Annotated in this window: 8 protein-coding genes, 1 tRNA gene and 3 pseudogenes; 9 read left to right on the top strand and 3 right to left on the bottom strand. The window is 38.1% G+C overall.

Going from position 1 to position 6,673, the window contains the following annotated elements:
- Nucleotides 1-80 precede the first annotated feature (80 nt).
- The 5 genes and pseudogenes from GGR08_RS07415 to GGR08_RS07395 all read left to right on the top strand — a co-directional run bounded on the left by GGR08_RS07415 (nt 81) and on the right by GGR08_RS07395 (nt 2,738).
- A complete protein-coding gene (locus tag GGR08_RS07415) occupies nt 81-353 on the top strand; it encodes a type II toxin-antitoxin system RelE/ParE family toxin (protein ID WP_183194687.1) in 273 nt (90 codons plus the stop codon).
- Nucleotides 340-660, top strand: coding sequence for an addiction module antidote protein (locus tag GGR08_RS07410; RefSeq protein ID WP_183194686.1), 321 nt, complete (start codon nt 340-342; stop codon nt 658-660). Before GGR08_RS07415 ends, GGR08_RS07410 begins: the two co-directional genes overlap by 14 nt.
- Before the next feature lie 392 nt (nt 661-1,052).
- A pseudogene (locus GGR08_RS07405) lies at nt 1,053-1,830 on the top strand (ERF family protein).
- Between the two features lies 1 nt (nt 1,831).
- A complete protein-coding gene (locus GGR08_RS07400) occupies nt 1,832-2,455 on the top strand; it encodes a lambda exonuclease family protein (protein ID WP_183194684.1) in 624 nt (207 codons plus the stop codon).
- Nucleotides 2,456-2,533: 78 nt separating this feature from the next.
- Nucleotides 2,534-2,738: pseudogene (locus tag GGR08_RS07395) on the top strand (helix-turn-helix transcriptional regulator).
- A 98-nt stretch (nt 2,739-2,836) separates the two neighbouring features.
- Here the strand turns inward: GGR08_RS07395 and GGR08_RS07390 are convergent.
- The 3 genes from GGR08_RS07390 to dapB form a co-directional block, all read right to left on the bottom strand.
- Nucleotides 2,837-2,921, bottom strand: a tRNA-Leu gene (locus tag GGR08_RS07390).
- A gap of 115 nt (nt 2,922-3,036) precedes the next feature.
- Nucleotides 3,037-3,657: a 2,3-bisphosphoglycerate-dependent phosphoglycerate mutase gene (locus GGR08_RS07385; RefSeq protein ID WP_183194682.1), complete on the bottom strand. Its 621-nt coding sequence runs from the start codon at nt 3,655-3,657 to the stop codon at nt 3,037-3,039.
- Nucleotides 3,658-3,670: 13 nt separating this feature from the next.
- Nucleotides 3,671-4,495 (bottom strand): 4-hydroxy-tetrahydrodipicolinate reductase, encoded by an 825-nt coding sequence (gene dapB / locus GGR08_RS07380; protein ID WP_183194681.1) that lies wholly within the window; start codon nt 4,493-4,495, stop codon nt 3,671-3,673.
- 233 nt (nt 4,496-4,728) lie between these two features.
- Here dapB and GGR08_RS08450 point away from each other — a divergent pair, with 233 nt between their 5' ends.
- The 4 genes and pseudogenes from GGR08_RS08450 (at nt 4,729) to GGR08_RS07365 (ending at nt 6,454) form a co-directional block, all read left to right on the top strand.
- The gene (locus GGR08_RS08450) at nt 4,729-5,130 is read left to right on the top strand and encodes a hypothetical protein (RefSeq protein WP_246350210.1); all 402 of its coding nucleotides are present in this window, start codon (nt 4,729-4,731) and stop codon (nt 5,128-5,130) included.
- A gap of 20 nt (nt 5,131-5,150) precedes the next feature.
- A pseudogene (locus tag GGR08_RS08445) lies at nt 5,151-5,526 on the top strand (hypothetical protein).
- A gap of 20 nt (nt 5,527-5,546) precedes the next feature.
- Nucleotides 5,547-6,017, top strand: a complete 471-nt coding sequence (locus GGR08_RS07370; protein WP_246350207.1) for a filamentous hemagglutinin — start codon at nt 5,547-5,549, stop codon at nt 6,015-6,017.
- A gap of 20 nt (nt 6,018-6,037) precedes the next feature.
- Nucleotides 6,038-6,454 carry a hypothetical protein gene (locus tag GGR08_RS07365; protein ID WP_183194680.1) on the top strand — a complete coding sequence of 139 codons (417 nt, stop codon included), beginning with the start codon at nt 6,038-6,040 and terminating at the stop codon, nt 6,452-6,454.
- Nucleotides 6,455-6,673: the final 219 nt, after the last annotated feature.

Genomic DNA, 6,673 nt, shown 5'->3' with positions numbered 1-6,673 from the left:
ATTCAAGATAAGCAGGTTTGAAATGAGAGAATCTTACGTTATTCTGGTCTTTAATTCCATATGAATAATGCTAAATTATCATTATAAATCAATATCTTATCAAAGGCAAACAAGTACAAAAGAAAATTGCTGCACGTATTTTCCGCCTTGAATATGGGCTTCTAGGAGACGTGGAATATTTCCGTGGCATTGGTGAACTAAAAATAAATTATGGACCAGGCTATAGGATTTATTTTGTAAAACAAGGGAAACAAATCATTTTGTTATTAAATGCTGGTGATAAATCCACACAACAAAAAGATATCGAAAAAGCCCTTCAATTAGTAAAGGAAATGAAACATGGAAATTACTAAATTTGATGTAAGTGAATATTTTAATACGCCTGAAGACTTTAAGATCTTATTAGATGATGCTTTAGAAACCAAAAATAGCGGTTATATTGCACATGTATTAGGCATTATTGCGCGTAAACAAGGAATGACAACTGTTTCTCAAGAGACAGGACTAAATCGCGAGTCTCTTTATCGTTCTTTAAGTGATAAAGGCGACCCACGGCTTTCTACTTTTCTCAGTGTTTTGAGTGCTTTAAATTTGCAGATTAGCTTAACGCCTATTCAAAAGAATTGTAAGGAGCAAACAGCTTTAGAAGAAGCATTTTAAACCCTCCCCATTTTGAGAACGGGAAGGGGCATGTTTTACTTAAGCAACCTTTTTAATGAGGGCTATAAATCTGGTTTATAACCTATCATGTATCCTCTTCATCCAGACAAAATCCAAAAGCAACTTATGGATTGTCCAACCATCACACTTCAAACCGCAAGTAGAATAGAAAAAGTTATTCCTTGCGCAAAAATCACAGAAAAAGGAATTGGTGTGCTATCTCAAGAGTTTAAAAGACAAAGCATGCATTAAGGGGTTATAATCATGGAAAAGAAATACGAACGACAAATCTTATAGTCTCTCTATAAACCGTTTCTAACCACACAACCAACTTTTAAACACCAGCGTGATTCACGCCACGGGTGAATTGCGCTCCAACGGAGGAAATCAAGATGAAGGAACAAAACACTAACCTAACAGAAATTAGAAGAAACACATCATTTAGCGATTAAACAAACCGCTATGGAACGCATTTTAACCAGAGCCTTAGAAAATGACGTCGATATGGACCGTCTCGAGCGGCTCATTGCATTGCGAGAAAAAGAAATAGAGAGACAAAACTACCAATGCTTTGTTTCTGATCTTTCAGCTATGCAAATGGAATATCAAAACATTCAAAAAAACGCTAAGAATGCCCATACAAATAGCCAATATACAACCCTTGACCAGCACATTGATGCTGTAAAGGAAACCTTGTCAAAATACCACTTCGCTTTGTTTTCTCGTATTAAAGAACAAGACCATGATACTATGATTATAGAAATGACGTTGACACATCCCTCAGGAAACAAAATATCAACAGAAGGAAAATTTCCTTACGATGTTAAAGGATGCAAATCAACCATCCAATCGGTAGGCTCCACCATCACTTACGCACGCAGATATCTTTTAAGCATGCTTCTTAATGTAGCAAGCAAAGAAGATGACACAGATGGAAATATACTTATCAAATCTGCTTTTCCACAACAGATCACTGAAATCAGAAACCTCATGTCACAAACCCAAACAGAGGAAGAAAAAATCCTTGCTTATGCAAACGTTGAAAAGTTTGACGATATGTCTGATAGACAAGCACAGACGGTGTTACATCTTTTGAAAAATAAACAAAACAAGAAAAAGATAGAAACAGAACCCTCTTTACCATCACAAGATGAACAAACGGTGGTGTGAAATGGACCAAAGAACAGCAGAATGGTTTCAAGCGCGCTTGGGAAAAGTCACCGCATCAAATATTTACAATGTCCTGAGTAAAACAGCAAAGGGAACCCCAACAAAAAAATATGAAAACTATAAAATTAAACTCATTACAGAGCGTTTAACAGGAGAAGTAAGCCAATTTTATACAACACCTGCTATGCAATGGGGCATTGAACATGAAGAGAATGCACTGAAAGAATATGCTTTCATTTATGATACAGAGGTCATAGGGTGTGGTTTCATCCAACATCCCACAATCAAAATGGCTGGTGCAAGCCCTGATGGGTTTGTTGGTGATGACGGCTTAGTTGAAGTCAAATGCTCACAATCCCCAAACCATTTACGCTTTTTTATAGATGACACTATAAAGCCTGAATATCGTGCGCAAATGCAATTCCAAATGGCTTGTACGGGACGAAAATGGTGTGATTTTATCAGTTATGACCCACGTTTTACGAGGCAATCAACATACTTGCGCATGAAAATCAAACGCATTCATCGTGATGAAGAACAAATTAAACAGATTAATCAAGCGGTCGAAGTCTTTTTAGCAGAAATAGAACAAGAGATGCAAAAGGTCTCGACAAAAGCCGCTTGAAGTTATGGGGGTGCTCTCTCCTCCCAGCACCCCCACCCATTTAAGTAATAAGTAATATAAAAATAGAAAGGTAATGAGATGATATTTGATGATGGCGATAGATATGGAACAACCTGTGAATGTGCACAGCTTTTTAGTGTATTAACCACAACGATTCGCAATTGGGTACTTCAAGGGAAGTTTCCTCAGCCCTATAAGCTAGGGAGAGCAGTAAGATGGAGAAAAAAAAGAGATTCTAGCCTTTACTCCAAAGAAAAATACGCAGCAAATAACAACAAATTAAGTAAAATTGTATAAACCACAAGAGATGATCTAAAAGGTGGTCTGAAAATTACTATTTAAAGGAAAATCTATGTATTTTAATATGTTAATGACAAAAAATGGTGCCCGGAAGAGGATTCGAACCTCCACGCCTTGCGGCACAGGTACCTGAAACCTGCGCGTCTACCAATTCCGCCATCTGGGCTCATAAAATCCATCTAAGCTTGTGAAGAAGTTCTGTCAATAAAATATAGTGTTTATTTGCTCAGTTTAAAATTATTGAATTGAATGTGTAGAGTGAGTGGTATGGTTTTGAAAGTTTAAGGTATGAGGACTGTCTTTGATGAAACGGTTGAATCGGGATTAAATGTGTAAATAATAGGAATACCGGTGGCTAATTCTCGAGATATAATCTCTTCACTGGTTAGACCTTCAAGTGCCATAATAAGAGAACGGAGAGAGTTTCCATGCGCAGCGATCAAAACAGTTTGGGAGCGCAAAATGTGAGGCTGAATATGGTAAAGATAATAAGGCCAAATGCGTGCACCGGTATCGCGTAGGCTTTCTCCATTAGGGGGTGCAATCGTATAGGAGCGTCGCCATATTTGTACTTGTTCCTTCCCCCATTGTTGCTGTACGTCATCTTTATTTAAACCAGAGAGATCACCATAATTGCGTTCATTCAATGCGGAAGTTTTTATTACTTCTAAGTCTGATTGATCCATTTGCTCTAAAACATATTGAGCCGTTTTTTGAGCACGCTGTAAGGCAGATGTATAAGCAATATCAAACTTCAGACCAGATTCTTTCAGTTTTTTTCCTGCTGCTATCGCTTCTGCATGACCTTTTTCTGTTAAATCAGGGTTCTTCCAACCGGTAAAAAGGTTTTTGAGATTCCATTCACTTTGTCCATGACGGATTAATACAAGAATGCGTCCCATTTATGAATTTCCTCTATTTATATTGATCGTTTACATCGTTCAATCCCAAGACATCGAGCATTGAATAAAGACCGTTTTCATGATTCTTTGCCCACAAAGCTGCTTTTAATGCGCCATTAGCGAAGATAGAACGTTCCTGCGCTGTATGTGAAAGAATAATGCGTTCATTGGAACCGGCAAAAATGACACTGTGTTCCCCAATAACTGTTCCACCACGTGAACAGGAAAAGCCTATGGTACCTTTTTTGCGTTTACCTATAGAGCTATTCCGTTCGTTGACACGCACATTTTTAAGTATAACATTGCGACCTTCAGCTGCTGCTTGCCCAAGAAAAAGGGCTGTACCAGAGGGGGTATCAACTTTGTTAGCGTGATGCATTTCATAAATTTCGATATCAAAATCATCGGCTTCTAATGTTTTAGCAGCTTTCTTCACAAGGTTGGCTAAAACATTTATTCCAAGGCTCATATTTCCAGATTTGACAATTGTCGTATATTTCGCAAAATTTGCAATTTTTTCTTCTTCTGTTTTGGTAAATCCTGTGGTGCCAATAATATGAACAAGGCTTTTTTGAGCAGCATATTTAGCATAAAGTAGACTAGCTTGTGGTTGTGAAAAATCTAAAATACCTTCTGTGTTAGAAAAGGCCTTTTGGGGATCATCAGTAATGCAAATTCCAAGAAAATTTGAACCAATCAATGCACTGGCATCTTTGCCTACAAAAGATGAACCTTTTCGTACAAGAACAGCACAAAGTTCTACATCTTTTCTGTGTCGAATTGCTGTAATAAGTTCACGCCCCATTCTTCCATTTGCACCAACAATTGTAAGGCGCATTTTTGTCTCCTTATGATACTTTACCGCTCAGATATAGGCGATTTCTTACTTTATTTCCAATGGTTCTTTTTCTTTATAACAAAAAATTTTCTGCTTTAATTTATCTTGTTGTGCTGTAAAACTTTATTGTTTAGGGTAGTGATAGATGATCTGCAAATTTACAAAAAGATATTTTTGTTAATATGTGCGGGATTTGCCTAGGTAAGATTTGCTTGTGAATTCTAATGGGGGTTATGTGTTGCTTTGTACTTATGTTTCTCTCGTCCTTAAAGAGAGAACGTTCCTCATGCAAACGCGTTTCCCAAACGGAAGGTGTTCACGGTATAGCCAACGAAAACACGACTATTAATCTCTATGGACTAGCCTTTAATGTTTTAATTGCATTCGGTCTGTTAGGTTATGTGAGTGGTGGCAAACAAACTACTATTGGCTTTGATGGGAATAGATACGACTTTGTCAGCAGAATTATTGGCGGCAATGGCTATACCTACGAGACAATACCTGCTGGTAGTAATTGGTGGAAAGAATGGTGGAGAGTGATCACAAATCCTGTAAGTCCCCATACTTGTCTTGGAGACGTGGGTCAAAAATGTCGCTATAATTATGGCTCATCTCATCGTGAACAAAAACCTTGAATTAGATCATGGAGGAAAAAATGAAACAAACTCTAAAATTATTAAGTGCTGTAACTTTGTTAGGTATTGCAGGATGTCAGTTTAATAAAACTCCTGGGGGGGTATTTGAGCGCGTGGGAGAAAAATGGCGTTACTGATTTTACAGAGATAGGAAAAGCCTTATTAGAATGTGGTATGCCAACACCTTATGATGTCGATCCAGAAAACAGAAAGCAGAGCATCAATGCAAAAGCAACAACTTATGCTTGCATGCTCCAATCAGGATTCCGCTATAAAGATGAAGAAGTAGCAAGAGCGGGAGGGCCATGTTATACTTTTAAAGAGAAAAACTTGCCGATTTGTCGTCCAGATTTTGTTGTGTTCCCTCAAGCCGTTCTGCTATCTCAGAATTTCTAGTCGCGGGCTATCAGAAGTTTATGGAAAATAACTTTTGGGGTTTGACCAATTCAACACAAGAAGCAAAAGATTTGATGTATAGCTATGGTCTTACAGGATTAGAACTTTATGGACATAGCCGTGGTACCATGACATTGGGGAATATGCTGAATTCTTTCAAACAAGAAGGTGTTCACGGTATAGCCAACGAAAACACGACTATTAATCTCTATGGACTAGCCTTTAATGTTTTAATTGCATTCGGTCTGTTAGGTTATGTGAGTGGTGGCAAACAAACTACTATTGGCTTTGATGGGAATAGATACGACTTTGTCAGCAGAATTATTGGCGGCAATGGCTATACCTACGAGACAATACCTGCTGGTAGTAATTGGTGGAAAGAATGGTGGAGAGTGATCACAAATCCTGTAAGTCCCCATACTTGTCTTGGAGACGTGGGTCAAAAATGTCGCTATAATTATGGCTCATCTCATCGTGAACAAAAACCTTGAATTAGATTATGGAGGAAAAAATGAAACAAACTCTAAAATTATTAAGTGCTGTAACTTTGTTAGGTATTGCAGGATGTCAGTTTAATAAAACTCCTGGGGGGTATTTGAGCGCGTGGGAGAAAAATGGCGTTACTGATTTTACAGAGATAGGAAAAGCCTTATTAGAATGTGGTATGCCAACACCTTATGATGTCGATCCAGAAAACAGAAAGCAGAGCATCAATGCAAAAGCAACAACTTATGCTTGCATGCTCCAATCAGGATTCCGCTATAAAGATGAAGAAGTAGCAAGAGCGGGAGGGCCATGTTATACTTTTAAAGAGAAAAACTTGCCGATTTGTCGTCCAGGTGCTGTCATCCCACAGCGCAGTGTCAAGAAGCGCTTGAACAGCCCTTTTTGTAAAAAATATAAAAATAGTCGCGAATGCCAGCCTTAAGCCTTGCTGTTTGTAATGATCAACAATCCCCTATCCTTGCCTTTGCTTGGAATGGTGGGATTGTTTTCTCAATCTAACATCTCAATATTGTATGTAAAGCAATATGGCGTAGAATGTACTCAGTAATCCTATAACGTTGCATCACAGGACGGATTGTGCTATCTTTAACCTAGTGTGTTTTTTGAGAAAGCCTTGTCCGTTCTTACGTGACAAGGTTTT

Source organism: Bartonella fuyuanensis (assembly GCF_014197255.1).
Taxonomy (GTDB): domain Bacteria; phylum Pseudomonadota; class Alphaproteobacteria; order Rhizobiales; family Rhizobiaceae; genus Bartonella; species Bartonella fuyuanensis.
The sequence above is the reverse complement of the archived record's forward strand: the minus strand, read 5'-3'. Positions and strand labels throughout refer to the sequence as shown.